General features: G+C 44.7%; 27 protein-coding genes. 17 read left to right on the forward strand and 10 right to left on the reverse strand.

The window, feature by feature from the left end; genetic code table 11:
* Positions 1 to 164 precede the first annotated feature (164 nt).
* From MASE_RS17120 to MASE_RS17150, 7 genes are all read left to right on the forward strand, one after another.
* Positions 165 to 1,418, forward strand: a complete 1,254-nt coding sequence (locus MASE_RS17120; protein ID WP_014950961.1) for an HlyD family secretion protein — start codon at positions 165 to 167, stop codon at positions 1,416 to 1,418.
* Between the two features lie 2 nt (positions 1,419 to 1,420).
* The gene (locus MASE_RS17125) at positions 1,421 to 3,688 is read left to right on the forward strand and encodes a peptidase domain-containing ABC transporter (RefSeq protein ID WP_014950962.1); all 2,268 of its coding nucleotides are present in this window, start codon (positions 1,421 to 1,423) and stop codon (positions 3,686 to 3,688) included.
* Complete coding sequence (locus MASE_RS17130; RefSeq protein ID WP_014950963.1) at positions 3,685 to 3,996, forward strand: helix-turn-helix domain-containing protein; 312 nt, start codon at positions 3,685 to 3,687, stop codon at positions 3,994 to 3,996. The genes MASE_RS17125 and MASE_RS17130 overlap by 4 nt, the downstream gene beginning before the upstream one ends.
* A gap of 47 nt (positions 3,997 to 4,043) precedes the next feature.
* Positions 4,044 to 4,250 carry a hypothetical protein gene (locus MASE_RS17135; protein ID WP_014950964.1) on the forward strand — a complete coding sequence of 69 codons (207 nt, stop codon included), beginning with the start codon at positions 4,044 to 4,046 and terminating at the stop codon, positions 4,248 to 4,250.
* Positions 4,251 to 4,360: 110 nt separating this feature from the next.
* A complete protein-coding gene (locus MASE_RS17140) occupies positions 4,361 to 5,362 on the forward strand; it encodes an ATP-grasp domain-containing protein (protein ID WP_014950965.1) in 1,002 nt (333 codons plus the stop codon).
* 131 nt (positions 5,363 to 5,493) lie between these two features.
* Positions 5,494 to 5,835: a DUF4258 domain-containing protein gene (locus MASE_RS17145; RefSeq protein ID WP_014950966.1), complete on the forward strand. Its 342-nt coding sequence runs from the start codon at positions 5,494 to 5,496 to the stop codon at positions 5,833 to 5,835.
* Positions 5,836 to 5,844: 9 nt separating this feature from the next.
* Positions 5,845 to 6,288, forward strand: coding sequence for a helix-turn-helix domain-containing protein (locus tag MASE_RS17150; RefSeq protein WP_014950967.1), 444 nt, complete (start codon positions 5,845 to 5,847; stop codon positions 6,286 to 6,288).
* A gap of 95 nt (positions 6,289 to 6,383) precedes the next feature.
* On the opposite strand, the gene hslU is transcribed toward MASE_RS17150, so the two are convergent.
* Positions 6,384 to 7,712: an HslU--HslV peptidase ATPase subunit gene (gene hslU, locus MASE_RS17155; protein ID WP_014950968.1), complete on the reverse strand. Its 1,329-nt coding sequence runs from the start codon at positions 7,710 to 7,712 to the stop codon at positions 6,384 to 6,386.
* 82 nt (positions 7,713 to 7,794) lie between these two features.
* Positions 7,795 to 8,319, reverse strand: coding sequence for an ATP-dependent protease subunit HslV (hslV, locus tag MASE_RS17160; RefSeq protein ID WP_014950969.1), 525 nt, complete (start codon positions 8,317 to 8,319; stop codon positions 7,795 to 7,797).
* Positions 8,320 to 8,621: 302 nt separating this feature from the next.
* On the opposite strand from hslV, the gene MASE_RS17165 reads away from it, so the two are divergent.
* Both MASE_RS17165 and MASE_RS17170 read left to right on the forward strand, forming a co-directional pair.
* Positions 8,622 to 9,137 carry a DUF1294 domain-containing protein gene (locus MASE_RS17165; RefSeq protein WP_014950970.1) on the forward strand — a complete coding sequence of 172 codons (516 nt, stop codon included), beginning with the start codon at positions 8,622 to 8,624 and terminating at the stop codon, positions 9,135 to 9,137.
* A 111-nt stretch (positions 9,138 to 9,248) separates the two neighbouring features.
* Positions 9,249 to 10,013 carry a MipA/OmpV family protein gene (locus MASE_RS17170; RefSeq protein ID WP_014950971.1) on the forward strand — a complete coding sequence of 255 codons (765 nt, stop codon included), beginning with the start codon at positions 9,249 to 9,251 and terminating at the stop codon, positions 10,011 to 10,013.
* A 222-nt stretch (positions 10,014 to 10,235) separates the two neighbouring features.
* On the opposite strand, the gene MASE_RS17175 is transcribed toward MASE_RS17170, so the two are convergent.
* The 3 genes from MASE_RS17175 to priA all read right to left on the reverse strand — a co-directional run bounded on the left by MASE_RS17175 (position 10,236) and on the right by priA (position 13,973).
* Positions 10,236 to 10,976: a hypothetical protein gene (locus MASE_RS17175; protein ID WP_014950972.1), complete on the reverse strand. Its 741-nt coding sequence runs from the start codon at positions 10,974 to 10,976 to the stop codon at positions 10,236 to 10,238.
* 85 nt (positions 10,977 to 11,061) lie between these two features.
* Positions 11,062 to 11,652 carry a cbb3-type cytochrome oxidase assembly protein gene (locus tag MASE_RS17180; protein ID WP_014950973.1) on the reverse strand — a complete coding sequence of 197 codons (591 nt, stop codon included), beginning with the start codon at positions 11,650 to 11,652 and terminating at the stop codon, positions 11,062 to 11,064.
* A gap of 131 nt (positions 11,653 to 11,783) precedes the next feature.
* The gene (priA, locus tag MASE_RS17185; protein ID WP_014950974.1) at positions 11,784 to 13,973 is read right to left on the reverse strand and encodes a primosomal protein N'; all 2,190 of its coding nucleotides are present in this window, start codon (positions 13,971 to 13,973) and stop codon (positions 11,784 to 11,786) included.
* A 448-nt stretch (positions 13,974 to 14,421) separates the two neighbouring features.
* On the opposite strand from priA, the gene rpmE reads away from it, so the two are divergent.
* A complete protein-coding gene (gene rpmE, locus MASE_RS17190) occupies positions 14,422 to 14,634 on the forward strand; it encodes a 50S ribosomal protein L31 (protein WP_014950975.1) in 213 nt (70 codons plus the stop codon).
* 205 nt (positions 14,635 to 14,839) lie between these two features.
* Here rpmE and MASE_RS17200 read toward each other — a convergent pair whose 3' ends face one another.
* The gene (locus tag MASE_RS17200; protein ID WP_039226843.1) at positions 14,840 to 15,157 is read right to left on the reverse strand and encodes a hypothetical protein; all 318 of its coding nucleotides are present in this window, start codon (positions 15,155 to 15,157) and stop codon (positions 14,840 to 14,842) included.
* Positions 15,158 to 15,835: 678 nt separating this feature from the next.
* Here MASE_RS17200 and MASE_RS17205 point away from each other — a divergent pair.
* On the forward strand, positions 15,836 to 17,071 hold the full coding sequence (locus MASE_RS17205) for a malic enzyme-like NAD(P)-binding protein (RefSeq protein WP_014950978.1): 1,236 nt from the start codon (positions 15,836 to 15,838) through the stop codon (positions 17,069 to 17,071).
* A gap of 164 nt (positions 17,072 to 17,235) precedes the next feature.
* On the opposite strand, the gene metJ is transcribed toward MASE_RS17205, so the two are convergent.
* Positions 17,236 to 17,568, reverse strand: coding sequence for a met regulon transcriptional regulator MetJ (gene metJ, locus MASE_RS17210; protein WP_014950979.1), 333 nt, complete (start codon positions 17,566 to 17,568; stop codon positions 17,236 to 17,238).
* 161 nt (positions 17,569 to 17,729) lie between these two features.
* Here metJ and metF point away from each other — a divergent pair, with 161 nt between their 5' ends.
* The gene (gene metF, locus MASE_RS17215; protein ID WP_014950980.1) at positions 17,730 to 18,617 is read left to right on the forward strand and encodes a methylenetetrahydrofolate reductase; all 888 of its coding nucleotides are present in this window, start codon (positions 17,730 to 17,732) and stop codon (positions 18,615 to 18,617) included.
* A gap of 225 nt (positions 18,618 to 18,842) precedes the next feature.
* Positions 18,843 to 19,727, forward strand: a complete 885-nt coding sequence (locus MASE_RS17220; RefSeq protein WP_014950981.1) for a virulence factor BrkB family protein — start codon at positions 18,843 to 18,845, stop codon at positions 19,725 to 19,727.
* Between the two features lie 68 nt (positions 19,728 to 19,795).
* On the opposite strand, the gene MASE_RS17225 is transcribed toward MASE_RS17220, so the two are convergent.
* Both MASE_RS17225 and MASE_RS17230 read right to left on the reverse strand, forming a co-directional pair.
* Positions 19,796 to 20,434, reverse strand: coding sequence for a DUF2959 domain-containing protein (locus MASE_RS17225; protein WP_014950982.1), 639 nt, complete (start codon positions 20,432 to 20,434; stop codon positions 19,796 to 19,798).
* A complete protein-coding gene (locus MASE_RS17230) occupies positions 20,431 to 20,673 on the reverse strand; it encodes a hypothetical protein (RefSeq protein WP_014950983.1) in 243 nt (80 codons plus the stop codon). The genes MASE_RS17225 and MASE_RS17230 overlap by 4 nt, the downstream gene beginning before the upstream one ends.
* A gap of 188 nt (positions 20,674 to 20,861) precedes the next feature.
* Here MASE_RS17230 and pip point away from each other — a divergent pair, with 188 nt between their 5' ends.
* The 3 genes from pip (at position 20,862) to MASE_RS17245 (ending at position 23,303) form a co-directional block, all read left to right on the forward strand.
* Entirely contained in the window at positions 20,862 to 21,839 is a 978-nt protein-coding gene (gene pip / locus MASE_RS17235) for a prolyl aminopeptidase (protein ID WP_014950984.1), read from the forward strand.
* Positions 21,836 to 22,273, forward strand: a complete 438-nt coding sequence (dtd, locus tag MASE_RS17240; RefSeq protein WP_014950985.1) for a D-aminoacyl-tRNA deacylase — start codon at positions 21,836 to 21,838, stop codon at positions 22,271 to 22,273. Before pip ends, dtd begins: the two co-directional genes overlap by 4 nt.
* Positions 22,274 to 22,388: 115 nt before the next feature.
* Positions 22,389 to 23,303: a bifunctional GNAT family N-acetyltransferase/hotdog fold thioesterase gene (locus tag MASE_RS17245; protein WP_014950986.1), complete on the forward strand. Its 915-nt coding sequence runs from the start codon at positions 22,389 to 22,391 to the stop codon at positions 23,301 to 23,303.
* 129 nt (positions 23,304 to 23,432) lie between these two features.
* On the opposite strand, the gene rpoH is transcribed toward MASE_RS17245, so the two are convergent.
* Positions 23,433 to 24,287: an RNA polymerase sigma factor RpoH gene (gene rpoH / locus MASE_RS17250; protein ID WP_014950987.1), complete on the reverse strand. Its 855-nt coding sequence runs from the start codon at positions 24,285 to 24,287 to the stop codon at positions 23,433 to 23,435.
* A 604-nt stretch (positions 24,288 to 24,891) separates the two neighbouring features.
* On the opposite strand from rpoH, the gene MASE_RS17255 reads away from it, so the two are divergent.
* Positions 24,892 to 26,118: an EAL and HDOD domain-containing protein gene (locus MASE_RS17255; protein WP_014950988.1), complete on the forward strand. Its 1,227-nt coding sequence runs from the start codon at positions 24,892 to 24,894 to the stop codon at positions 26,116 to 26,118.
* Positions 26,119 to 26,289 lie beyond the last annotated feature (171 nt).

Genomic DNA, 26,289 nt, shown 5'->3' on the forward strand with positions numbered 1-26,289 from the left:
TGTTGACCACAAGGTATCTGGTAGTAACAAAACGGAGGCGTCAAGGACTGTGATGCCAAGGAGAAAAAGCCTAAACGGAAGTGGCGGCCAGATACCTTTAACGTGACCCAAACAAAGTTAGATAAGCACTGCAACGCAAATGCATAAACAAAAAAGGAATGGAGATGAGAACAGGACTGTTTAGAAAGGAAGTCATTGATGAGCAATCAAATGCTGTTGATGGACGTTTTTTAATGACCCCAAAACCTGTTTATTCTGCAATAGCTGGCCTGCTTGTGGTCTGGGTTTTGGCAGTGATTATTTATCTAAATACGGGAAGCTACGCACGAAAGGCATCAGTGAGTGGATGGCTGGAACCCAGTCATGGCGTTTTTAAGCTCTATGCCGATGCAAGGCGCGGCAAAGTACTTGATGTATTGGTCAGTGAAGGTCAATTAGTGAGTAAGGGCGCGCCGCTAATTAAGATCAACTACAGTAGCGATGATGCATCAGGTAATAAAGTTAGCACGCAGTTGCTCGCTGAGCTTGAAGCAAAGCAGCATCGAACACGTCAAAGTATTCAACGTCTTGATGTGTTGCATAGAGCGCAGCGACAAGGCTTAGAAGAACAACTGAGCCAAGCCAAACGGGCATTAACGGCTTTAGACGCCATCGTTGAATTGTCGCAAACCCAGTGGGCACTAGCACTAAAGCAGTGGGAGAAAGCGCAAACCTTACTTAATCAAGGGCACATTAGCCAAGCAGACTATGAAAACCATACGCTACAAAGATTGACCGCCGAACAACAGCTTACGTTGGCCAAAAAAGACCAAAATGACGAAAAGGCGAATATCGCTGCTCTCCACCATGAACTTGCCACTTTGCCTCAACAGCAGGCCAATGAAATGGCAAACGTGGAGAACACCTTGAGCGATCTCACGCAGCAAATAGTAAGTCACAAGAGTAACGCAGAAGAAACGATTTATGCGCCTCACAATGGCGTGATATCCGGCCTTCAAGTAAAGGCGGGATATACCATCGATAGCTCTCGCCCGCTTCTTACCTTACTGCCTAAAAATGCCGACATTCAAGCGCGTATTGCAGTTCCCGTGCGGTCTGCTGGATTTTTACGCAAAGGCCAAGCCCTGCATATTCGATACGACGCATTTCCTTATCAAAAATTTGGTGTGCAGTCAGGCGAGATAGTGAACATTTCACCTTCGTTGGTGCTGCCTGGTGAGCTTACCGACATCCCTATTTCGATTAGTGAACCCGCTTATCTTGTTACTGCAACGCTAAATACAAAAGAAATCTTGGCTTATGGAAACAATATTTCACTGAAAGCTGGGATGACATTTTCTGCAGACGTAGATTTAAGTCAACGTACGTTGATGGAGTGGTTAATGGAACCACTGTATAGCATTACTGGGAAGCTGTAATCATGATGAACATTACACACCCACTTTCAACGCAAATCCTTTATACAACAAAGCGTGTGCCCGTTGTACTGCAAAGCGAAGCAGCTGAGTGTGGACTTGCTTGTATGACTATGATTGCGCAGTACTATTCTGATAAACGTGATCTAAATGCTCTACGTCAGACTGTGTCGGTGTCGCTACGAGGAACTACGTTAAAAGACGTAATGCGCATTGCCAGTGATTTGGGGTTCCAAACCCGCGCCATCAAGATAGAAATGGAGCACTTGGCGCAATTATCTTGCCCTGCAATTCTACATTGGAACATGAATCACTTTGTTGTGTTAACTAAAGTGAAGGGAAAAACCCTTACCATTCACGACCCCGCGCTTGGAGAAAGAAAACTCACTTATTCTGAGGCGTCGAAGTACATTACCGGTATTGCACTTGAAGTCACGCCTAGCGACACATTTAGTCCCAAGAAGTCCGCGCCACGTTTGGGTCTTAGTCAATTTTTCACTAGAACAACAGGGTTTAAGCGCAATCTTCTAACCCTTTTTGCGTTATCGATTGTGTTGCAGTTATTTGCACTTGCTTCACCCTATTACATGCAAACAGTCGTAGATGATGTATTGATTTACAACAACGATGCATTACTGAAAGCGCTGGCAATAGGGTTTGCCCTGCTACTAATAATAGAAACTTTTACTAGCGGGATAAGAAAGTTCGTTATTCTGTCGGTGTCGTCTCGCCTTCAGCTTCAAATGTCGGCGTCGGTATTTAAGCACTTATTATCGCTTCCGTTGGACTACTTCGACAAGCGACATATTGGCGATGTGGTATCCCGCTTTGGCTCACTGGCGAGTATTCGTGAGTTCCTAACCACCGGCCTGGTTACTGCGCTGTTAGACGGCCTCATGGCAGTGATCACACTAGCAGTAATGATTTTATATTCGCCCAAACTCACGCTGGTTGTAGTGGCGATCATGCTTGCCTACCTCGCCGTTCGTCTTGGACTGCTGCCGTTTATTAAACGTCTTACCACTGAACGCATTGCGCTTGCAGCATTAGAACAAAGTCACTTTATGGAAAGCGTACGCGCTATCCTACCTATTCGCGTATACAGCCAAGAAGTACAGCGCCACGGGCAGTGGCAAAACAAGCTTGTCGCCACGCTAAACAAAGACATCACTCTTGGAAAAATCAACATAGGCAGCGCACTGACCAATCAGCTATTGTTTGGCGCTGAAAATTTGGTCGTTGTGTATATTGGTGCCAGCCTGGTTATGGAAGGAACCCTTTCGATAGGGATGCTGCTGGCATTTATGGCGTACAAAGCTCGCTTTGTCAGCGCATTAGATGGCGTGGTTAACAAGCTGATTGAGCTTAGTATGTTGGGTGTTCACTTCAACCGCTTAAGCGACATTTTACTTACACCATCACAGCATAAGCCTCTGTCGTTAAAAGCTAAGGACGATACATTTGAAAAACAAAACGTTCATTTTAGCAATGCAGACGTCCCCAACTCATCCACGTCCAACTCACTTGCACCTAACGTTTTAACGCCTGATGGCGCAAGTACGCCCTCGCTTCTTGATGCCAAAACTCGCCCTGTAGCGCTTAAAGCGACGGCGCTCAGTTATCGCTACAGTGAGACCAATGCGTGGGTGTTTAAAAATCTAATGTTCTCGGTACATAGCGGAGAGATCGTCGCAATCACAGGCGATAGCGGCTGTGGAAAAAGCACAATGCTTAAGTGCCTGATGGGACTGTACCCTGTTTCAGAAGGCAATATCGAACACCCAAGCTCTACAAACCCAGTCATCGCGTCAGTGCTTCAGGAGGATACCTGTTTAAGCGGCACCATCGCGCAAAATATCTGTTGTTTTGAAGAAGCTCCCGACCTCAAGAAAATGGTTTACGTCGCTCAGCTTGCCTGTATCCATGAAGACATCATGCAAATGCCTATGCAATACCACTCCTTGGTCGGTGATATGGGTAGCAGCTTAAGTGGTGGTCAAAAACAGCGTCTGCTTCTTGCAAGAGCGCTTTACCAAGAGCCAGACATTTTATTTTTAGACGAAGCAAGCAGTCACCTAGATATGGAAAACGAGGCTCAGATAAATCATCACCTTAAGTCTCTAAATATGACGCGAATTATTGTGGCACATCGCCCTCAATCAATTGCCATGGCAGACAAGGTTTATCGTCTGGAAAACGGCAACTTACATCTATGCCCTCCCACTGAAGTAACAGGAAGCGCAACATCAGGTAAACAAGGAGAAACACTATGAAAACACATGAAATCAGAGAACCCGCAGTATTGATGACAGCAGCTGAACGCATGCAAATAGATGCGAACGGCATTACCGCTCGGAACAGCGTTATCCCCATTGACTGTTTATCAAAACGCGAACTACAAGTTGCACACAAAATAATGGAAGGACGCTCAAATAAGGTTATTGCCTCAGAGCTATTCATCAGTGAAAGGACCGTCAAATTTCACTGCGCCAACATTTACAAAAAGCTCAACATTAGCAACCGTTCTGTGCTTATTGCCTGCTGTTTTAGAACCCTTTACCAAGAAGTGGCTTCGCTGTAAGCGTGTCCACTTCATTACTCACCACGCCACTACAAGGAGCGTACATTATGAAAAACCATCCATTAACTCAGAACCAACCAGCAAATTCTAAGCTTGCTACCGTTGCTGAATCTCAGCTATTTGAGGTATCCGGCGGACTACGAGCTCGCCTAAGTGAAAGTGTGCCGGTAGTCGGTCCAACACCTAAAGAGCCCGTTTACATAACCATGGCTATTGGTGAAGGCGGCGGCAAACTACCTGATATTTTGTCGTAACTTACCGCCTATCAAAGTCAACACATGGATACGGTTTAGGCAGTATCCCATGTGTTGCTTTAAGGGCTACTAGATTCTTTGAACACTTACAACGCTAGCAAGGAACGCAAATGCACGTCGCACTACTAGGCAGTGAGCAAGACCCACAAATTCAACATATAGCCAAAGCACTTCACCAAAATAACACGCCCTTTTATTTCGCCAATACGCAACATTTTGGTTCTACTTGGAAGATCAGCTATGACCCTGACTTCGATGACGGGCTAATTCATTTCAATTCGCCTTCACTTTGCGACCAACCTAGAGTTACGTTCTCGAATACCCAGGCCGCTTATTGGCATGAGTACCTACCTGGCATACCGCTAAAAGCCCCTCGTGATAATGCTAAAAACGATGCCAGTGCAGATGCTCAAACACAAGGTGATAGACCTCATGATGGTGAATCTACTTTGCTAGAAAACGCAGGGTGGGTTGAGCAAGAGCGAGCAAGTACGCTACTTTGCTGGTTCAGCTATAGCGACATTAAATGGGTGAACTCTATCGACGCTGTTCGAAGCCACCAGTGTAAACCTTATCAATCGCGTATTGCTGGCAAACTAGGAGCACATATTCCCTACACCTTTGTTGGCAATGCACCCGAGGTTGCTTCGCAGTTTTGTAACAATATGCGAGACGTTATTTACAAGCCTGTACGCGGCGGTCGAACTGCGCAGTTTGTGAATAAACAACCAAACATGCGCCCGTTACTCAATGCGCTTTTAGGTGAACGCCCTGTTACCTTTCAAAAATATATTGCAGGCGTGAATGTACGAAGCTATGTGCTTGGCAATGACGTACTCAGCGTACAAATCGACTCAAGTGAATTAGATTACAGGAATGACGACAATGCGAGCGTATCGGTGACCCTAGTCCCCGGCGACGTTAAGCAGTTAGCTATCAAAATATGCAAAGCATTAGGTATGCACTGGTGTGCTATCGACTGGCGTAAAAGTGCGAAGGGAAAATACTTTTTTCTAGAGGCAAACCCCAGCCCTTACTTCCTAAAAGTAGAGAACGATACCGGTCTAGATATAACAGAAAAATTGGTAGCGCTGCTGGTGAAGACTTCGTAGTAGCAAGCAGGACGTTTAGAGGCTAATTGGGTTTCCAATACAAATTTGCGATTGTTTAGAAGCCTTTACGCAATCATTGACAACACCCCAACAACCTATCAATATGATAGGATGAATTTCAAAAGGCATTCATGGCTAATCACAATCCCCAAGGAATTAATGAATTCCCTCTTACAGAGGAAACTGCCAGAAAAATAATGAATGACCTCGCAGAAAACTATACTCACCGGATTCGGTGGACTAAACATGTTAAACAGCGCATGCATGAGCGAGGAATCACTACAGGTCAGGTGATCACTTTATTAAAAAGTAAGCACTCAGTATTTAGAGAGGGGCCATATCTTGATATTTCTGGAGACTGGAAATTTAGTTTGAAAGGTTTAGCTGCGGGCAAAGTTATCGAACTCACTGTTGCACTTAAAAATCATCATGATAGTCCAATGTCATTTCTAATTACTGTATGGATAAGTTGAGAGGGTAAAATGTACCATTACACTGAAAGCGGGTTATCAAATGTATACCTGAAAAACGGTGTTACCGTTGAAGTTGTAGACGGTGAAGAATATACAAGCATTGACGATATGAACGGTCTTCATAGTGCGATAGCACAGACAATTGTTAATACCAACAAACCTCTTGCTCATGATGAGTTTAAATTCTTACGTGTAGAATTAAATGTTTCTCAAAAAATGCTGGCGAATCGTTTTGGTGTTGATGAACAGACCATTGCGCGTTATGAGAAAGGTCAAACAAAAATTCCACGGACAACAGATGCTGCCTTAAGAGCCTTATACATGGAAAGCCAAGAGAAGAATAATCCCGTAAGTTACTTTCTTGATTTACTAGCAAATACCCAAGCGGAAGAAGCTGCAAAAATAATTCGTCTTGAAGAAGTCGAAGACCATTGGGAAAAAGTAGAATGGTAAAAAAGCCGACTTAACGTCGGCTTTTTAACTCTTGTTCATGTAGAAGGGTTAGTTGAACATATCAACTAACGGGGAAACTTCTACTTAGCGCTAAATTACAAGATAAAGCGCGACAGATCTTCGTTATCTACCAAGGTTTCTAAGTGGCTGTTAACGTAGTCTGCATCAATCACGAACGACTCACCGCTCTTTTCAGAGGCGTCAAACGAGATATCTTCCATAAGGCGCTCTAGCACGGTGTGCAAACGGCGGGCACCAATGTTTTCAGTGCGCTCATTCACCTGCCATGCCGCTTCGGCTATACGCTGTATACCAGAATCGTCGAAACTAATATCCACGCCTTCTGTCTTCATTAGCGCAATGTACTGGTGCGTTAATGACGCATTCGGCTCGGTAAGAATGCGCTTGAAGTCACCGACTTTAAGCGCAGATAGCTCAACGCGAATTGGAAGACGACCCTGAAGCTCTGGAATAAGGTCCGACGGCTTGCTCATTTGGAATGCGCCCGAAGCGATAAACAAGATATGGTCAGTTTTAACCATGCCGTGTTTTGTCGATACCGTTGAACCTTCCACAAGTGGAAGCAAGTCACGCTGAACACCTTCGCGAGATACATCAGCCGACGAGTTACCCTCGCGCTTACAAATTTTGTCAATTTCGTCGATAAACACAATACCGTGCTGTTCTACCGACTCAATGGCTTTTTCTTTCAAATCTTCTTGATTCACAAGGCGTGCAGCCTCTTCTTCAATTAGTAGTTTGAACGCTTCTTTAATTTTCAGCTTCTTCTTTTTCTTTTGCGAACCCGACAAGTTCTGGAACATGCCTTGAAGCTGATTGGTCATTTCTTCCATACCTGGAGGCGCCATAATTTCTACGCCAACCTGCGGAAGTGCTACGTCAATTTCAATTTCTTTGTCGTCTAGGTCGCCTTGACGAAGCTTTTTGCGAAATGCTTGGCGCGTGCCGCGATCTTCAACGTTTTCCTTATTACCCCATGCATCTTCTGGTGGAGGCAGCAAAACGTCTAAAATGCGCTCTTCCGCAGCTTCTTCTGCGCGGAATTTCACCTTTTTCATTTCATTTTCTTTCGTCATCTTCACCGCAATATCAGCAAGATCACGAATGATGGTCTCAACTTCTTTACCTACATAGCCCACTTCGGTGAACTTAGTCGCTTCAACTTTAATGAATGGCGCGTTAGCAAGTTTTGCTAAACGGCGGGCTATTTCAGTTTTACCCACACCCGTAGGGCCAATCATCAAAATATTTTTTGGCGTAACTTCTTGGCGCAGCTCAGGTTCAAGCTGCATACGACGCCAGCGATTTCGAAGTGCAATAGATACAGCGCGCTTAGCATCTTGTTGACCAATAATATGTCGGTCTAACTCGTGAACAATTTCTCTTGGTGTCATTTCAGACATGAATAAACCCTTTTCTAACAGCGCTTGCTGTACTCGAATTCATACGAGCGACAGCAAGCCGATAACAGCACTCAGCTATTACTTAGTAATCTAGTACATCAACCGTTTGGCTATGGTTAGTGAATACGCAAATATCACCCGCTATGGTCAACGCTTTTTCTGCAATTTCTTTTGCGCTTAGCTCTGTATTTTCAAGTAGTGCAGTAGCTGCGGCTTGAGCGTAGTTACCACCAGAGCCAATCGCGATAAGATCTTGTTCTGGCTGCACCACATCACCGTTACCGGTAATAATAAACGATGCGGTTTCGTCTGCTACGGCAAGCAGTGCCTCTAGTTTGCGAAGCGCCCTGTCAGTCCGCCAATCTTTAGCAAGCTCTACTGCCGCTTTGGTCAAATGGCCTTGGTGCGCTTCAAGCTTTGCTTCAAAGCGCTCAAACAGCGTAAATGCGTCGGCCGTGCCACCAGCAAAGCCCGCTAAAATCTTGTCGTGGTATAAACGGCGCACTTTGCGCGCATTACCTTTCATTACGGTATTGCCCAGTGATACCTGTCCGTCACCGGCCATTACCACTTGATTCCCACGTCGTACAGATACAATCGTTGTCACGTTAATTCCCCGTTTAGCTGGGCGCCGCTGCGTTTTTCGTCTAGCAAAGGCAGCAGCGTTCAAATTCAATAACAAATAAGTGGGGGAAGGCTTTTTAATTTCAAGGGTAAGACAAAAGAATGTGCGCTCAGAGCTGCCTACTATATGGGCTTAGCGCATACGGTGCTTATTGAATACGCCATTTATCGAGTGCATACTCTCGCCAATGGAGCCTATGGTCAGTTGAAATGATGCCTAGGTAATGAAATGCAGATAAAGTGGCAACACTGAAGACGCTACATTATGGTTTTAAAGGAGTGGTAGTGAAGTATCAGGGAAGAATTCAACAGTGGGATGATGCTAAAGGTTATGGTTTTGTAGAGCCTAACGGTGGAGGCACGCGCGCGTTTACTCATATCAAAGCGTTTAAACAACGCTCTAGGCGCCCTGTTAATGGCGACATTATTGTTTATGAAGTTGAGCAGGATAGAAATGGTAATCACCGCGCCTGCAACATCAGCTTACTCAAGGATCACAAAGCAAAACGTTTACGCGCCAATAAGCCAACCTCGCAAAGAAAACGTAATGTTATCGTACTGAGTATTTTCTCCGGTGCACTTGCGTTATTTACATTGTCAGGTCAGTTACCCTCTACAGTACCGATCTTTTATGGCGCGTTAAGTATGCTTACCATGTTGCTTTACGGCATAGACAAATCGGCTGCAAAAAAGGAAAAACGGCGAGTTTCAGAGGCAAAACTGCATATATTAAGCTTATTGGGAGGTTGGCCTGGTGCATTGCTAGCCCAACAAATGTTAAATACCAATCCGCATAGATAATTGCCCACTCAGAAGCCGCTGTAAAAACGTACAGCTTAGCTCAATAGGCACAAGCGAATATGATCGAAGAACACAGCAGAGCAGTATCTTGATTAAAAAGGAAATTTACCTATGAATTTAAAAACCGTTATTGGCGCAATAACTCTAGCTTGTGTAGGTGTTAGTTCTACTCCTGCTTTTGCACAACAAGCTGGCGCTCAACAGCCTCAGGGTTGGATGTGGGGTTTTGGCGTCGCAGCATCGCAAGATGTATATACCGACTTTGATAATCGCGTTGTTCCTATTCCTATTATCGGCTACACCGGTGAAAAGTTACGCGTTTACGGACCATTTATTGGCTATGAACTTTTTCGCGAAAGTGGCTTTACTCTTGACGCTCAGCTTGTCCCGATATTTGCAGGTTATGAAGAAGATGACAGTGCCGTATTTACAGGTATGGACGACAGAGATTTTAGCTACGCGGCCGGAGTTGGGCTTAACTACAACACGGGTAGCTGGGTTTATTCATTGTCAACCAATGCCGATATTCTTGGTAAGTTTGATGGCTACCAAGCGTCCGCCCGTATCGGGAAAAGGTTTAGAATAAATAACTTCATGATCGAGCCGTCTATAGGCGTAAACTACCAAGACAGCAATTACGTCGACTATTACTACGGCGTACGCCCTGAAGAAGCCACAGCATTTCGAAGTGCATATAACGGCGATAGCGCGCTCAATACGGAAGTACGCGTTGCCATCTCAACCCGACAGTTTCTGGGCGGCATGACTCGTTTAGAAGTTGGCGCCACCTTCTTTGACGATAGCATCAGCGATAGCCCGCTGACAGACGATGATACCGCGCTTAACGCCATGCTGGTTTATACACGCTTTTTCTAGACTATTGCTAATAGCCTACTCTACAACCGCGTAGATGGCTTAAAGACAAGGTTCTAGCATCAAAAACGCTGAGTGGGTAATTATCTATGCGGACTGGTATGAGCACAAGCGTAGTAAATCGTCATTCATGAAGGTTTATTGGGTAACGGTAGTAGTTAACCTTTTTTTGCTTGGACTAATCGCATTTGAAGTGATTAATACGCAAGCATTTAAGATGGAAATTTAGCGAAATCGATACCCTTCAATGTCAAAACCAAAACCACTTTCGTAGCCCTTAACATACACCCATCCTTTATTTGGTAAGCGTTGGTGCTCACTTTGATTTAAGCATAATCGTCCATCTGACAAGGTACCGCTCTCTTTTAACAACAGTGAGTGTCGACAGTGTTTAGAGCCGCTGCCTTTTTCATAAGCAAATTTTAGTTCCGTTTCTTGTTTTCCGGACGCTAAGTGAAGCGTGTAGGGCAATGCCCTATCAATAAAATTCCAAGTAAAAATAAGCCCCAAAAACGGCATGGTGAAAATTGTTACTTTTCCACGCCAATCTTTCATCGCAAATTGCGCTTGTCGTTTATCGATGGAAATAGACAGGTAATAAAAGGCACAATAAACAAAAGTAAATAAAACAATGGCCCATGTTGAATTATTTAGCCATGCGTTAATCACGATAAAGTTGGTGAGTGCCGATACAATCAAAGCGCCAATGAGTACTAAAAAAGCGCCGTTATTGATACGTGTTATTGGATGAAGCTCAGACCATTTAGGTCGAGTAAAATGCTTATCTTGATGGGCGCCATCCATATCATTCTCAGGTGGCAGCGTTGCCCGCTTATCAGCGAGCTCATTCTTTGCTGCCTGATAGCGTTCTGGAAAGGCCTGCTTATCAATATTTTCCAGAACGTCCTCAAGCTCTTCTATGCTATAAGCGGCGTAATTTGGTTGTTCGGTGATGGCAATACTCATTGATACTTCCTTGTAAACGCATCCTTTCTCTACGCGCTATTTCAGCGCCGTATGCACCGCATTAAGTGTTACCTACAATAAACTGCTATAAATTCCAGTACCAAATTTGGCATGTCGCAATGTTCACTTTACGCAGACTGTGCTTGGCTTTTTCTGCATCACGCTTAGAATCGTAAGGGCCCAGAATAACGCGGAACCAATCGCCGTTGCTGCCAGTGCTGTGTCTGATAAGCGCCTCTAAACCTTGGAATGCAATTTTGGCTTTCATCTCTTCAGCCTGCGCGCGGGTTCTAAACGAGGCGCACTGCATTAAATAGCGTTTGTCAGATTTTTCTTGCTCTTTGACCTCAACTTCTACTTCATATCCTGGAAGGGTCTTAATGTACTCCCATTCTTCTTCAGGAAGCTCAGGTAACGTCTCTTCTGTAGGAGCCACAGGTCGTGAAGCTTGTGTATCCACGTCGTCTTCTACATTGTCTTTTATTGACCACAAAAATGCACCAAAGCCAATCACCAATGCGAATACGCCAACAAGGCGCACAATAGGAAGTTTTCCAGAAACCGGGGCGTTAGATTGCGCATTTGATTGAGCGCTTCTGGCCGGTTTTCTACCTTTACCAGCAGGCTTCTTTTTTTGAGGAGAGCGTCCACGAGAGACATAATCGCGTTGAGCCATAGTCGGCAATATTCCTACTTGTTATCGTTGTTTGTATGCGTAAGAAAACGTCATATACCAAATCTTTATGAAGAAGCAGCTTTCCTGCACTTCAATCCTGCAGAAATTTTAACGTATTGCTACCCAACAAGCTAACTGAAATCGGTAGGATCAATATCTATCGACCACCTTACCTTCATTGCCTGTGGCAACGCCTGTAAAAATGGCAGCGCCAAACGCAGCGCATTGTGAAGCGGCGCACGCTTTTCATGGCTGCATACCAGCATAAACCGAAACCTGCCTTGCCGCTTTTCAATCAAACAAGGAAACGGGCCATTTAGCTCAATGGCATGCTGCTGGAGAAATACTTGCTTACTGTCTTGTAAAAAGCGATAGGCCAAACTGCTGTCGGTCGCTTCTGCGCGAATGACAAACTGGCTAATAAATGGGGGAAGCCCTGCCGCTTTTCGCTCCATTAAAGCGTGTCTGGCGAAATGCCCATAGCCATTGTGCACTAAATCTTGTAGCAAAGGGTGATGAGGGTTGTGTGTTTGAAGCCACATCTCACCAGGTTTACTGGCGCGCCCTGCTCTTCCAGCAAGCTGAGTTACAAGCTGAGCGAGCTTTTCTGGTGCTCTAAAATCGGCACTAAAAAGTGCACCATCACAATCTAGCACCGCCACCAAGGTTACATGCGGAAAATGGTGACCTTTTGATAGTATTTGGGTACCTACCAGAAGCTGGTACTCTTGGCGGTTTATTGCATCCAGTGTTTGGTGCAGTTTATCTTTGCCCCGCACGGTATCACTGTCTATTCGTACCTGTTTAACACCGGGAAATAAACTTGCAAGCCCTTGCTCAACTTGCTCTGTTCCCGTACCCGCCGTAACTAATTCATTGTGATGGCACGCTTCGCAGTTTGATGGCATTGAGCGCATACCGCCGCAGTGATGACACTGTAAACGGTTCTGCGCTTTATGCACAGTATAAGGACGGTCACAACGCTTACACATGACGGTTTCGCCGCAGTGATGGCAAAGCAGCGCTGGCGCATAGCCTCTGCGATTCACAAACACCAATACCTGATTTCCCGCGTTGATATGCTGGCGCATTATTGTTAGCAAGCCTTGCGAAATACCGTAGTGAATGGGTTGGTCACGCGCGTCCAACACATGCTGATGCGTGCTTTTCGCACCTCCCGCTCGCTTAGTTAACTGCAAATGGGCATAGCGACCGCTTAGCGCATTATTAAGTGTTTCGAGTGCGGGCGTGGCGCTGCCTAATAAAAGAGGAATATTGTGCTGCTTAGCCCGCATAGCTGCTAGGTCACGGGCGTGATAGCGAAGTCCATCTTGTTGTTTAAAAGACTCGTCGTGCTCTTCATCCACAATCAGCATGCCGGGGTTGTGCAGCGGAGTGAAAATAGCTGAACGGGTACCGATGATTATCCCGAGTTCACCTGCTTTTGCTCGCTGCCACACCTGTAGCCGTTCTTTATCAGAAAGCTGAGAGTGTAAAACGCCCACTGCAATACCAAAGCGCTTTTCAAAGCGTGACACCGTTTGCGGCGTAAGCCCAATTTCTGGCACAAGTATAAGCACTTGTTTTCCGTCGCGCAGTAAGGGTTCGATGGCTTGAAGGTACACTTCCGTTTTACCGCTACCGGTAACCCCTTCAAGCAAACTTACAGCGAAATTGCCCTGCTGACGGTTTAGCGCGGCAATGGCAACCGACTGCTCAGTATCTGGAATTGGCTTTTCAGACACCGATAACGAGGCAAGCCAACTGCCTGACTTAAATTCAGGCGCGACTTCTTCAATGCTTATCAATGACTTTTCGACGAGCGCTTTGACCGCAGGTGCGCCATACTGCTTGCGCGCTTGGGACGCTAATAATGCACCACCAGCCATTGCAGTAAAACAGGCTTGTTGTTTAGGCGCCCGCGATAACGTGTCTGCAGTCGTTTGCTTACCTTCTTCGGTAAGCATTAACATGTCTTGAGGTGTTGGCGCTGCTGACTCGCCTTTGCGCAATAATACAGGCAGCATGGCGTGCAACACTTCACCCGGCGCATGATGATAGTACTGCCACAGCCATTGGGCCATTTTCAACAACACCCCATCTATAATAGGGCTATCGTCCAGTACCGACTCAATAGCTTTTAGCTTGTTGGAGTTTTCAATGTCGCTTTCAGGTTTGTGTAGGGTTTCAACAACTACGCCCACAAGTTTGCGCGGACCGAAAGGCACAACCACTCTTACACCCGCACTTAGTGCGTTATCGTGGGTATACGTGAAAAGTTGGCGCAGTGGCACTGGCACGGCAACTTGGATAAAGGCCATTGCGAAGGATCTACCTTATTTGACGATTGTTACAGCGCGTAATGCGCTTACTAAGCTTCTTATGTTGAAACTAATTATACTGAGGCTTCTTGCAGACCTATACGTTACAGCAAGTTGAGCTGCTAACAGCTAGCTACACATTTTGCCACTAGAGCATCTGGCCCAGCCTTGAAAGACAAATATTTAAACATACTTTACAGGTAAGCATAAAAGGAATGTTTTTTGTTTGGCCTTTTTATAAGGCTATCTTTTTATACGGCTACCTTGTCTAGCTCTCTTGTTTAGCATTTGGCCAAAAACCGCTTGATCAAGGCCCTGCCATCCTTTATTATGCGCCGCTCTTTTGCGATAGGCTGTTCTTTGAACGACTTATCATTTGAATTAAGTAACGTATGGTGTGCGACTTCGGGTTGTATAGCGATACGGCCTTATTATGTGAGGTAACCCAATGAAACAAGATATCCACCCAAAATACGAAGAAATCACAGCAACTTGCTCATGTGGTAACGTAATGAACATTCGTTCTACGCTTGGTAAAGACATCAACCTAGACGTATGTTCTTCATGTCACCCATTCTACACTGGTAAGCAACGTAACGTTGACACTGGTGGTCGTGTTGATCGCTTCAAGAAGCGTTTCGGTGCATTGGGCAAAAAGTAAGCCTGATATCGAGTTCAAAAAAAGCGCCTTTATGGCGCTTTTTTATTGCTTAAAATTCACGCTTCACACAAACAAGGTGTGCCAAACAGCGCTTTACCGCCGTTATCCTACGTCAGGCCTGTACCTAGCCAGTGTAACAAGCCCTGCAACTCGCCTTTCTGAAAACGTTTTTAGCTTAATTTACAACATCCAGCGTAACCTGAACTCAGTGAAGGTTTTTAACATTAGATAAATGCCTATCCCAATTGCCGCCACTCACTTTCTTACACTCTTCTTCGCTATCAAAATAAATACCAACGGGTGCTGACTTAATTGACGCCAAAGCAATATTCACTTGGTTTATGAAGTCTATATCCCAACCATTAGTTAACGCCCGCTGCTTCTCCTGCTCAGTATTAAACACGGCAATCACTTGCGGCGCTCTCCAATGTCCTACGTGAGTTAGCCAAACAAATCCATTATTGGTAGATTTTACGCTTTCACACACATCGGTTAGCACGGTTATTAGTTTTCTTTCTGTCATATCCTCGCCTTCAGCGCGAATTTTGAGTGGGCTTTCACAGGATTTTATCAGAAATATTGGATGGAGAATTAACGAGGTGTCTCCCTGCGTTCTATTTTCCTGATTTGGGTTTCTGTCCAATGCATTTATGAGAACGTAGATCCCTTTGATAGCTTTATTTTCCCCCTCCACACAATAGACCTACAGAATGTTATAACAAGTCAAAATAAATAGCATGAATGGCAATTATAGCCCCATTTTACTGGTCTAATTAGTATGCCTAACCTACATTGGTATATGAGAATTCTGATCAGATATGTACACAGTGATTGGCTGTGTTAGAGTTGTGATCGGCACTTTGATACTGAGCATTAATTCTGTGAATAATGCATGACTTTCAAGACTTGTGGCGCTTTTGGGTACATAAACCAGAGGCTTGTATCCATTAAGGTATGTGAGCAAAATCAGTAAAGGTTAACGCCTAGTCTGCTTTTCCACATGCCACCTTGGGGCCTATTGATGATTGCTGTAAAACAAAGATCAACAAGCCCTAGTGCTAACAACTATTTATAATCACTTTGTCATTACTTGGTTGTAACGCGCTTACGTTTATCTACCTATAACTATAACGACAATAAAATAGCTACAGAGCGTGAACGAAAACACCGATGAACCCTACATCTAAGGATACCTTTTTACATGTCAGATTTTAGACAACGCGCACTCGACTATCACGCCAAACCCACACCTGGAAAAATCCGCGTAGAGTTATCTAAACCAGCCGACAGCGTCGATGACCTTGCTCTTGCCTATAGCCCAGGCGTTGCCGAGCCGGTCAGAGAAATTGCCGAAGATGCAGATAACGCCTATAAGTACACGGGTAAAGGAAACCTGGTTGCCGTTATCAGTAACGGAACCGCGATTTTAGGGCTGGGTAACCTAGGCCCACTGGCATCGAAACCTGTTATGGAAGGTAAAGCCCTTCTGTTTAAACGCTTTGCTGGCCTGGATGCCATTGACATTGAGGTGAAGCATCGTACAACCGAAGAGTTCATTAATACGGTAGCGAATATCGCTGACACATTTGGCGGCATTAACTTAGAAGACATTAAAGCGCCTGAATGCTTTGAGATTGAACAAGAGCTAATTAAGCGCTGTAAAATTCCGGTATTCCATGATGATCAGCACGGTACCGCTATTGTAACTGCAGCGGGCATGCTTAATGCTCTGGAAATTCAGGGTAAAAGCATAGAGAGCGCTAAAATTGTGTGTATGGGTGCCGGTGCAGCAGCGGTCGCTTGTATGGAACTGCTTATTAAGTGTGGTGCCCAGCGCGAACGTATTTATATGCTAGACAGAAAAGGCGTTATCCATACTCGTCGCGAAGACTTAACTGAGCATAAAAAGCTATTTGCTAACAATACTGACAAGCGTACGCTTGAAGATGTAATGGAAGGTGCGGATATTTTTGTTGGTGTGTCTGGACCGGATGTTTTACCACCAGAAACACTGGCCTTGATGGCTGAAAACCCAATTGTATTTGCATGTTCTAACCCAGACCCTGAGATAAAGCCTGAACTTGCTCACGAAGTACGTAAAGATCTTATTATGGCCACTGGACGTTCGGACTACCCTAACCAAGTAAATAACGTACTGTGCTTCCCGTTTATTTTCCGTGGCGCGCTAGATGTTCGTGCAACGGCCATCAACGATGAAATGAAAGTAGCAGCAGTAGAAGCCCTTCGTGCTATTACGAAAGAGCCTGTACCAGAAGAAGTACTAGCTGCCAGTAAGAGTACTAGTCTGACATTTGGTAAGGAATACATTATTCCTAAACCTATGGATCCGCGTTTATGCGAGCGTATTGCTACCGCCGTATCTAAGGCTGCGATTGAATCTGGCGTTGCACGCGTGCCTGAAAGCCCAGAAGAATAAAATTCTGGCGCATAAGGCAAAAAAAATGGAGGGGCTAGTGCTCAACCTTTATTTGCTAAAAAGTGCGCTTCGAGAATACAAGTACATAAAAAACGGCGCCGTGTTGTAGGTTATCAACTAGCAATAACTTATAACAAAGCGCCGTTTCTCTTTAATACCAAATATCAGTCGTCTTCCGACACATCGTTTTCGAAGCTTGGATCAATGCCCATTTCTTCCATAATGCGTCTTGCTTCAGCCGGTACGCGATTAGGATTGTCTTTGCGCAGGTCATCATCGTTAGGCAATGGTTGACCGGTAAACGCATGCAAAAATGCTTCACACAACAGTTCTGAATTAGTGGCGTGACGCAAATTATTGATTTGGCGGCGAGTACGCTCATCAGTAAGCGCCTTAAGCACATTAATAGGTATAGAGACAGTGACTTTCTTTACCTGTTCGCTCTTCTTGCCATGCTCTGCGTAGGGGTGAATATATTTACCGTTCCATTCTGCCATTGTACTAACTCGGTCTACTCTTTTTTATGTTATGAAGAGAAATTCTAAACAAGTTCACGAAAAGGTCAATTGAGCAGTGTAAACCTCTTGACGTCTAGACATATATTCTTTAATTTAGACGTCTAAACGTCTATAAGAATACATTTTTGAGAGAAAAAGCCATGGTTTCTTACGCACAAGGTATCGATGCATTAAACCAGTCCCTGTCGGAACTGCGTGATATTGATGTATCTTTTGAATTCTTTCCGCCTAAAACGGAAGCCATGGAACAGACCCTGTGGAAGTCAGTTGAACGTCTAGCGCCACTAAAGCCAAGCTACATGTCGGTAACCTACGGCGCGAATAGCGGTGAGCGTGACAGAACCCACGACGTTGTAAAACGCATTCAGCAGCAAACCGGTGTCGCGGCGGTTCCTCACTTGACCTGTGTTGATGCTAGCCGTGATGAGCTTAAGCAAATTGCAAAAGACTACTGGGACTCAGGTATTCGCCGTATTGTTGCGCTTCGTGGCGATTTACCGCCAGGAGTAGAAAAGACAGAGATGTATGCCTCTGATCTTGTTGCCTTGCTAAAAGACGTTGCCGATTTTGATATTTCTGTTGCTGCCTATCCAGAGAAGCACCCTGAAGCACCAAATGCGCAGTTTGATTTACTAAACCTTAAGCGCAAAGCAGAAGCAGGTGCCACAGAAGCGATAACCCAGTTCTTTTTCGATACGAGTGTGTACCTTCGATTTAGAGACCGTGCAGCCGCAGCGGGTGTCGACTTAGATATCGTTCCGGGTATTTTGCCGGTAACCAACTACCAAACACTGGTGAAATTTGCGGGGTTCACAAATGTTCATGTGCCGGGATGGTTACACAAAATGTTCGACGGCCTTGATGCCGACGACCAAGCTACCCGTAATCTTATAGGCGCTAACATTGCTATGGACCAAGTTAAAGTACTCGCTAAAGAAGGGGTAAAACACTTCCATTTCTATACGTTGAACCGTAGTGAATTAAGCTACGCCATCTGCCACATGCTCGGCGTGCGTTCAGGCGCTTAATACATACGACAATCAGGACCGTGCTTGCGTTTTTTAACGAAGCACTCCACAAAAGGCGCAGTCAATGCGCCTTTGTTGTATAAAGCCTGCATTAAACTTTGCCACCAAGGCCACCCGCAGTTACCATCTGATATAACATGTAATGAACTATCGATGCTTTATAACAGTCCGCATAGATAAGACCGCGCTGTTTACCATTTACACGGTATCGTCAGGAGAAATTGAGTGGATTTAGACAAGGTTAAAGCCTTATATGACAATGTTACTCCTCAGGTTAGAGATCTCTTTAGCATCTTTATAAAGCGCTGTAGAGAGGACAATATTACTATCTCTGCTGGGCATTTAGCCTATGTAACGTTGTTATCTTTAGTACCATTTATCATGGTGACCTTTACCATTATGTCGGCTTTTCCTGCCTTCGCATCTGTGAGAAGCAAACTCGAACATTTTGTTTTTAGCAACTTTGTTCCTACCGCCAGTGATGTGGTGCATAAATACATGACCGATTTTGTAGGCAATGCCTCACAAATGAGTGCTATTGGTATTTTGTCGCTGCTGGTCGTTGCGTTAATGCTTATATCAAACGTAGATAAAACCCTGAATAGAATTTGGCGTACGCAAAGTGACAGACCGATTGTGTATACCTTTGCTATTTACTGGATGGTGATCACTCTTGGTCCTATGTTAATCGGCTCTAGTGTGGTGGTCAGTTCTTATTTGACGGGATTAGCGGCATTCACCGAAGAATACACACCAGGTCTTGGTACTTTCTTACTCAGCCTTGTACCAAGCGGCGCAGCCATGCTTGCTTTCACCATTTTATACATGGTGGTTCCTAATAGAAGAGTCTTTGCTCGTCACGCACTGGTGGGCGCTATCGTGGCTACTATCGCTTTTGAAATTACCAAGTCAGGCTTTGCGCTATATGTTACGAACTTTCCTTCGTACGAACTTATTTACGGCGCGCTTGCGGTGGTACCCATTCTGTTTTTATGGGTGTATTTGTCGTGGATAATTGTACTGTTTGGTGCTGAATTTACCTGCAGCTTGGGTGAAGCGTTTGAAAACCGAAAAGCAGAGAACGAACCCCGCAAGGTACCTCAAGAATAACCAGCCCTTCAGGTTTAAAATAAAAAAGGGAGCTTCTCGCTCCCTCTCTATCTATTACTGTTTAAAAGCTAGTTTTTCATTGAAGAAATAAACGCATCAGACTCTGCAATAGCAGAATTCATTTGTCTGATAAGCTGAGCGACGTTGTTCTCGATAGTAGAGAGCTCGCCCTGCAGCGCGCCTATCGCGCTGGCATTTAAATTGTGCTTCAAGTACAGCACATTATCTTGAAGCGCGCTTAATACCGGCGGCATTTTACTTTCCGCTTTGCGCATAGCGGTCATTAGTGAAGCGTAACGACGTTTAGTTTCGCGAAGCTTCGCCGCACTATCTCGCTTCAGCGATGCGTTCTCATACTTCTCTAGCTCTTCAGACCATTCATCGAATAAAGCCTCAGCTACACTTTCCACCTTGTCTATTCTTGAACTCACTTCTTCCGAGGCGGCAACACTATCTTCGTACTGACCGTTTAATCGATTGTAAACATCTTCAAGTTCACCGCCATCAAATGCAACGGCCGCGCTGAATGCCTCCAGCGCCGAATTAAACTGCTCTTGAGCGTCTTCTTGTGATTCTTTCGCGTTTTCAACGCGGTCTACTAAGATATCACGCTTTTCAACGCCCACCTTTTCCCATGCTGCGTAATATGCAGACTGACACCCACTAAGGGCAAGCATAGCAACAAATGCTGATGCAAGTAGCTTCATGCGGTTACTCCACCTCTAAAGCGCGCTGCGCTTATAATACTGATTAGATGCAAAATGGCACCTAATGGCCAGAATACGATAGCAAGAACGACGGTCGCAGCCAGGGCATAGCACACGCCTACGGTAATGAAATAGAACAGCGCGCCCAGTATTCTGCCTTGAACCAAATGACCTAAACCAGGAATAAAGAAGTTACAAATTGCGGCGATTACATTACCGCCCGATCCTTGACCTGCCATATAAACATCCTCGCATTTATGACTATAATATGATTAGCTAGCACGTAATGACACTTGTTCTATAGTATACACTTGAGGTTTATCGCTTATTTTACAAGCATAAACAGCGTTGAAGCAGTCAGCACGCAACCGTTTGTATAACAATAAACTAAACTAAAACAGGCACTCACACAACGCGCAGAAACAAAATGAAACGACTTTACCCCGATGTTACCTACTATGAAAATGGATTTATCGAAGTGGGAAGTGGGCATTCGCTTTACTTCGAGCAAAGTGGTAATCCAAACGGCATCCCCGTGCTCTTTATTCACGGAGGCCCAGGTGCAGGCTTACCCCCTAATTACAAATGCTTTTTTGACAGCAATAAGTATCGCATTGTCGGCTATGAGCAACGTGGTTGCGGCCGCTCTACGCCTATAGCTGACACGCTAAATAACGACACCTGGTCGAATGTTGAAGATATCGAAGCATTACGTACACACCTTTCAATTCCAAAATTTCTCTTGTTTGGCGGTTCGTGGGGTTCGACACTCGCCCTGCTCTACGCGTTAAAGTACACACCGCGAGTGACAGGACTCATTCTACGTGGCGTATTTTTAGCTCGACAGGAAGACAGGGATTGGTTTTTATCGCCAAATGGCTGTGCAGCTCAGTTATTTCCCGAGTATTACCGGAAATTTACAAAAGATGTGCCTAAGCCTGTGACCTCTAATTCAGTGTGTGATTTCTATAGCGCAATGGTGCGTTCTAGCAATGATGTACTAAGACATTCAGCGCTTAAAAGATGGTACCAATGGGAAGAGAGACTTTCTCGTATAACTCTACCACCTGGTGTGGGTGATTCGACAACTAATTACCCTATGCAGCTAGTCACCTGTTTAGCCACATTGGAATGCCATTTCCTATCTAATCAATGTTTCCTAGATGAAAACTATATTCTTGAAAACATTAGCAAAATAAGTCATATTCCTGGAACAATTGTACATGGTCGTTACGACATGATCTGCAAAACAGAAGCGGCGGAGGCACTTCACAAAGCGTGGCCTCAAAGTCAGCTACAAATTATCCCCGACGCGGGGCACAGTACTTCCGAGCCTAGTATAGGTTACGCGCTCTGCCGTGCTACCCGCGACATGTCTCGCTTTATTCAGGAGTCGTCGAAGTGATAGGACTAATTCAACGCGTATCGGAAGCCAATGTCACCGTTGCCGGTAATGTTATCGGCGAAATTGGTAAAGGCATGTTGGTGCTCTTGGGTGTTGAGAAAGAAGACGGTGACGCGGAAATAGAGAAACTAGCAAATAAGCTCTGTCGATATCGCATGTTCAGTGACGAAGACGGAAAAATGAATCTAAATGTTGAGCAAGTGGGAGGCGAAATACTGGTGGTCTCTCAGTTCACACTCGTAGCCGATACGCAGAAAGGTAATCGCCCTGGTTTTTCACGCGGTGCATCGCCAGAACACGGCCAAGCCATTTATGAAAAGTTCGTTCAGTCTTTAAAAGATAAAGGTATGGTGGTGGCCACCGGCGAGTTCGGTGCTGATATGCAGGTAGGCCTAATTAATGACGGCCCCGTCACCTTTCAATTTGGCGTATAACGGGTAAAATCGTACGCTTCGTCAGCATCCCAAACTTGCTTACATAATTAAGCTTGTACCTCATGTATTCTTACGTTTAAATACTCGTTCATTCATTTAAGAAGGCCGGTTTATTGTGTACAAGGTAGTCACACCAAAAAGCGATGCCGAGTTTGAAGCCTATTTTCATTTTCGGTGGGAACACTTACGCCAGCCATGGAATTTCCCTCCAGGCTCTGAAAAAGACGAATATGAGCAAGTCGCAGAGCACCGTATTATTACTAACCGAAATGGCGAAATTGTAGCTTGCGGCCGTGTTCATTTGAACACAGCCGAAGAGGCACAAATTCGTCACATTGCGGTTCACCCAGGCCATCAACGCAAGGGCTTAGGCCAAATGATCATGGCCGCACTAGAAAACGTTGCGAAAGACTTGGGCGCCGAGCGCGCTGTAACGAACAGCCGCGAAATATCTATCGACTTTTTTAGCGCATGTGGCTTTGAAGTTGAGCGTGAAGCGCCTAACGAACTAGGCATGCTTAAACGTCAACAAATGGTCAAGAAGTTCACTGAAAACAACACATTAGTACTTCACCCTAAGTGGTGTAAATCACTGCAAGAGACATGGTCTGAGACCATTCCCATTACCGAGCACATGGGAATTAAGCTTTACCAGTACACAGGCCGCACGCTTGAAACCCGTGCATCATTAAACAAAAACATCAATATTCACGGCACTATGTTTGCTGGCAGTATTTTTTCTCTAGCTACACTAACTGGCTGGGGCATGATTTACTTGCAGCTTAAAGAGCGTGGATTAGACGGTGACATTGTATTGGGCGATGGTGATATCCATTACCACAAACCCATCACGATGAAACCAAGGGCAATCTGTAATATTGAAACCTTGTCTGGAAAATTCAAGCCGCTAGAGAACGACAACAAGGCAAGGTTTGAGCTGAGTGTGGCAATTTTAGATGGCGACACCCCTGTGGCGGAATTTGAAGGGGTATTCTACGTACTTCCTCCCTCTAAAAATGAAGAAGAGTAGCGTTACGGATTAGCGATCATCACTAATTCGTACGAGCCGTCACTAAGAACAAAAATCCACTCATAAAAAAAGCGCCGTTAAGGCGCTTTTTACGTCGTTAAGCTATGTGTAAGCTATGCACTGCGTGTACTACGCGACCATAGCTGCTTGAAGCTTTTTCATCGCGTTCTTTTCAATTTGACGAACACGCTCTGCAGAAACCTGATATTTATCAGCTAAGTCTTGCAGAGTAATCTTGTTGTCTGCTAACCAACGAGTTTCGATGATATCTTGGCTACGCTCGTCTAGCGTTTTAATCGCTGAGTACAAGCGCTTGCTCGCCGCTGTATCCCAGTCGTTGTTGATTACGTCAGTTTCAACATCTGAAGATTTGTCTTCTAAATACTGAACTGGCGCAAAATTGCCTGTTTCATCTTCGTCCGCAGTTAAATCGAACGCTTGGTCTTGAGAACTCATACGCGCTTCCATTTGAAGCACTTCTTTTGTACTCACGCCTAATTCGTTCGCTACTGTTTGCACTTCGTCATGAGTAAACCAACCAAGACGCTTCTTCGCCTTACGAAGGTTAAAGAACAGTTTGCGCTGCGCTTTGGTTGTCGCAACTTTCACTATTCGCCAGTTTTTAAGTACAAACTCATGAATTTCTGCTTTGATCCAATGTACCGCGAAAGAAACCAAACGTACGCCCACTGTTGGGTCGAAACGCTTAACGGCTTTCATCAGACCGATGTTACCTTCTTGAATTAAGTCGGCTTGTGGTAAGCCATAACCTGAGTAAGATTTTGCAATGTGCACAACAAAACGAAGATGTGACATTACTAGCTTACGAGCGGCTTGTAAGTCTTCGTCTTCGCGAAGGCGCACTGCCAACTCGCGCTCTTCCTCAGCGCTAAGCATATCAATGCTGCTTACAGCTTGGATGTAGCCTTCAATGCTACCGCTGTGTGGCACTGACAGGGCCATAGATTGCAAATTGTTGCTCATTGTTCACCTCATTTATTGCCGCTTCATATTAGCAAAGTAACCGAAGCTGCGCGAGACCTAATTAAGATATGAAGTCTAACCGATATGTAGGTATAGTGACTATTTCTACAATATCAAGACCTAAATTAAGAAAAAAAGTTCAACTTTAAAGCTTGCGGTCCATTTACGAATGCATTCACCGCAAACACTAAGCCTAGACTATCGACTTCACATCGAATGACACGCTGCACTTTCTGGCGTCGTGCCTTTGGGTCGGTCATTTAACCACTACATCATTATACTTTAATTACACATACCAAAGTGAAGGCTAATCTCACTGGTATGAAATCCAACGCTTATTTATTACACGCTAGTTACCCGAAACATAAGATTTCCACTATCTCTAAGATAAGTCAGCAAGGTGCCTACGCGTCAATACAGTATATAAACCTTGTATATGTCATCTTATACCTTGCTTTTCTGGGTGGAAACTGAAAATAATAGATTGAATTAATCGATTTTGCACTACAACCGCTGTACAGCATTTTCCAGACAACAATTATAAAAGACTGGAAGGGAAATACTTAAGGAAAGGAGTAAGGCAAGTGAAGCAAAGAGGATCTTGATGTTTGCTTACGTCGCTAGACAGCCCATATTTAATGTAAACAGAGAAGTTTACGCCTACGAACTACTTTTTCGTGTTGGAGAAGATAACTGCTTTCCCGATATACCTCCTGACGAGGCTACCTCGAAAATTCTTACCTCTACCCATTTAAGCTTAGGTATTGAGGAGATAACCGGAGATAAGAAAGCCTTCATCAACTTTCACCGCGACACACTTATGTTTCGTTTTCCGACCTCTCTGGATGCAAGCAAAGTGGTCATTGAGATTGTAGAAACCGTTGACGTTGATGATGCGCTGGTAGCCGCTTGCAAACATATTCGAGGTCTTGGCTATCCTATTGCTCTTGACGACTATGACATGAAAGGGAAGTGGGAAGCATTCATTCCATTTACCAGCATAGTCAAAATTGACATTACAGAGATCCCCCACGAAAAAATTCCCGCCCTTGTCGAACGCTTCAAGTCGAACAAAATACAGTTGGTTGCAGAAAAAATTGAGACCTATGAAGAATTCAATAAATTCAAAGATATGGGTTTCGACTACTTCCAAGGATACTTTCTAGCTAAACCCGAAATTGTAAGGCACAGAAAGTTAGGGCCCAGCAGCCTAACTATGATGGAGTTACTTACGCTAAGTAGCCAAGCAAAACTTAATTTCGATGAAGTAAACAAAATCATTGAACGAGATCCCTCGCTTACCTACTTACTGCTGCGGTTTATCAACAATCCTCTGGTCAACAAGCGACATAAAATAACGTCACTTAAACACGCGTTAACCTTTATGGGCGAAGTAGAAGTGAAGAAGTTCATATCATTGCTGGCTCTTGCAAACCTAAGCGATGGTCAGCCTACTGAGCTAATGCAAATGGCGCTTGTTCGCGCAAAGTTCTGTGAACTGGTCTACACCCAGCTTAAAGGTGCCGATGACCCGTTAAAAGGTTTTCTTACTGGCCTGCTTTCTTTGCTTGATGCCATGATGGAACAGCGAATTGACGATTTGGTCAGCAAGGTTCCAATTAGTGACGACGTTAAAGATGCCCTGTGCGGAAGCCCTGGTGTGCTTCGCAACTGTCTGACGCTGTCACAATTTTTTGAAAGAGCTAAATGGACGGGCATTCAGCAATTCGCAACAAAGTATGGTGTTAAACAGAGTCTTCTGCATAGTTATTACAACGAAGCGATAAAGTGGGCTAAACACATTCATAAGGCCGCTTTGAACGACAACTAAGCCTACGATTACGCCAGTTGATGTGAAATTAATCGTTGAATAGTTGTTAGATTGCGCTTACATATCATAGACTAGGGTCAGTTCTTTTGGATGACACATTAAAGAACACCTAACCTTAGCGTGTGACGTAGCGCTAGCTAAGCCTCTAAATATAACAATAAAAATAACCTT

It is taken from the genome of Alteromonas macleodii ATCC 27126, from assembly GCF_000172635.2.
Classification (GTDB): Bacteria; Pseudomonadota; Gammaproteobacteria; order Enterobacterales; family Alteromonadaceae; genus Alteromonas; species Alteromonas macleodii.

What these genes read in the sequence shown, in the direction of transcription:
- MASE_RS17140 (WP_014950965.1), top strand. Translation starts at nt 4,361, where the DNA reads ATGCACGTCGCACTACTAGGCAGTGAGCAAGACCCACAAATTCAACAT.
- MASE_RS17205 (WP_014950978.1), top strand. Translation starts at nt 15,836, where the DNA reads ATGTCAGATTTTAGACAACGCGCACTCGACTATCACGCCAAACCCACA.
- metJ (WP_014950979.1), bottom strand. Translation starts at nt 17,568, where the DNA reads ATGGCAGAATGGAACGGTAAATATATTCACCCCTACGCAGAGCATGGC.
- MASE_RS17120 (WP_014950961.1), top strand. Translation starts at nt 165, where the DNA reads ATGAGAACAGGACTGTTTAGAAAGGAAGTCATTGATGAGCAATCAAAT.
- priA (WP_014950974.1), bottom strand. Translation starts at nt 13,973, where the DNA reads ATGGCCTTTATCCAAGTTGCCGTGCCAGTGCCACTGCGCCAACTTTTC.
- MASE_RS17255 (WP_014950988.1), top strand. Translation starts at nt 24,892, where the DNA reads ATGTTTGCTTACGTCGCTAGACAGCCCATATTTAATGTAAACAGAGAA.
- MASE_RS17130 (WP_014950963.1), top strand. Translation starts at nt 3,685, where the DNA reads ATGAAAACACATGAAATCAGAGAACCCGCAGTATTGATGACAGCAGCT.
- MASE_RS17125 (WP_014950962.1), top strand. Translation starts at nt 1,421, where the DNA reads ATGATGAACATTACACACCCACTTTCAACGCAAATCCTTTATACAACA.
- MASE_RS17200 (WP_039226843.1), bottom strand. Translation starts at nt 15,157, where the DNA reads ATGACAGAAAGAAAACTAATAACCGTGCTAACCGATGTGTGTGAAAGC.
- rpmE (WP_014950975.1), top strand. Translation starts at nt 14,422, where the DNA reads ATGAAACAAGATATCCACCCAAAATACGAAGAAATCACAGCAACTTGC.
- MASE_RS17135 (WP_014950964.1), top strand. Translation starts at nt 4,044, where the DNA reads ATGAAAAACCATCCATTAACTCAGAACCAACCAGCAAATTCTAAGCTT.
- MASE_RS17230 (WP_014950983.1), bottom strand. Translation starts at nt 20,673, where the DNA reads ATGGCAGGTCAAGGATCGGGCGGTAATGTAATCGCCGCAATTTGTAAC.
- pip (WP_014950984.1), top strand. Translation starts at nt 20,862, where the DNA reads ATGAAACGACTTTACCCCGATGTTACCTACTATGAAAATGGATTTATC.
- rpoH (WP_014950987.1), bottom strand. Translation starts at nt 24,287, where the DNA reads ATGAGCAACAATTTGCAATCTATGGCCCTGTCAGTGCCACACAGCGGT.
- metF (WP_014950980.1), top strand. Translation starts at nt 17,730, where the DNA reads ATGGTTTCTTACGCACAAGGTATCGATGCATTAAACCAGTCCCTGTCG.
- hslU (WP_014950968.1), bottom strand. Translation starts at nt 7,712, where the DNA reads ATGTCTGAAATGACACCAAGAGAAATTGTTCACGAGTTAGACCGACAT.
- MASE_RS17170 (WP_014950971.1), top strand. Translation starts at nt 9,249, where the DNA reads ATGAATTTAAAAACCGTTATTGGCGCAATAACTCTAGCTTGTGTAGGT.
- MASE_RS17145 (WP_014950966.1), top strand. Translation starts at nt 5,494, where the DNA reads ATGGCTAATCACAATCCCCAAGGAATTAATGAATTCCCTCTTACAGAG.
- MASE_RS17150 (WP_014950967.1), top strand. Translation starts at nt 5,845, where the DNA reads ATGTACCATTACACTGAAAGCGGGTTATCAAATGTATACCTGAAAAAC.
- MASE_RS17175 (WP_014950972.1), bottom strand. Translation starts at nt 10,976, where the DNA reads ATGAGTATTGCCATCACCGAACAACCAAATTACGCCGCTTATAGCATA.
- MASE_RS17180 (WP_014950973.1), bottom strand. Translation starts at nt 11,652, where the DNA reads ATGGCTCAACGCGATTATGTCTCTCGTGGACGCTCTCCTCAAAAAAAG.
- MASE_RS17225 (WP_014950982.1), bottom strand. Translation starts at nt 20,434, where the DNA reads ATGAAGCTACTTGCATCAGCATTTGTTGCTATGCTTGCCCTTAGTGGG.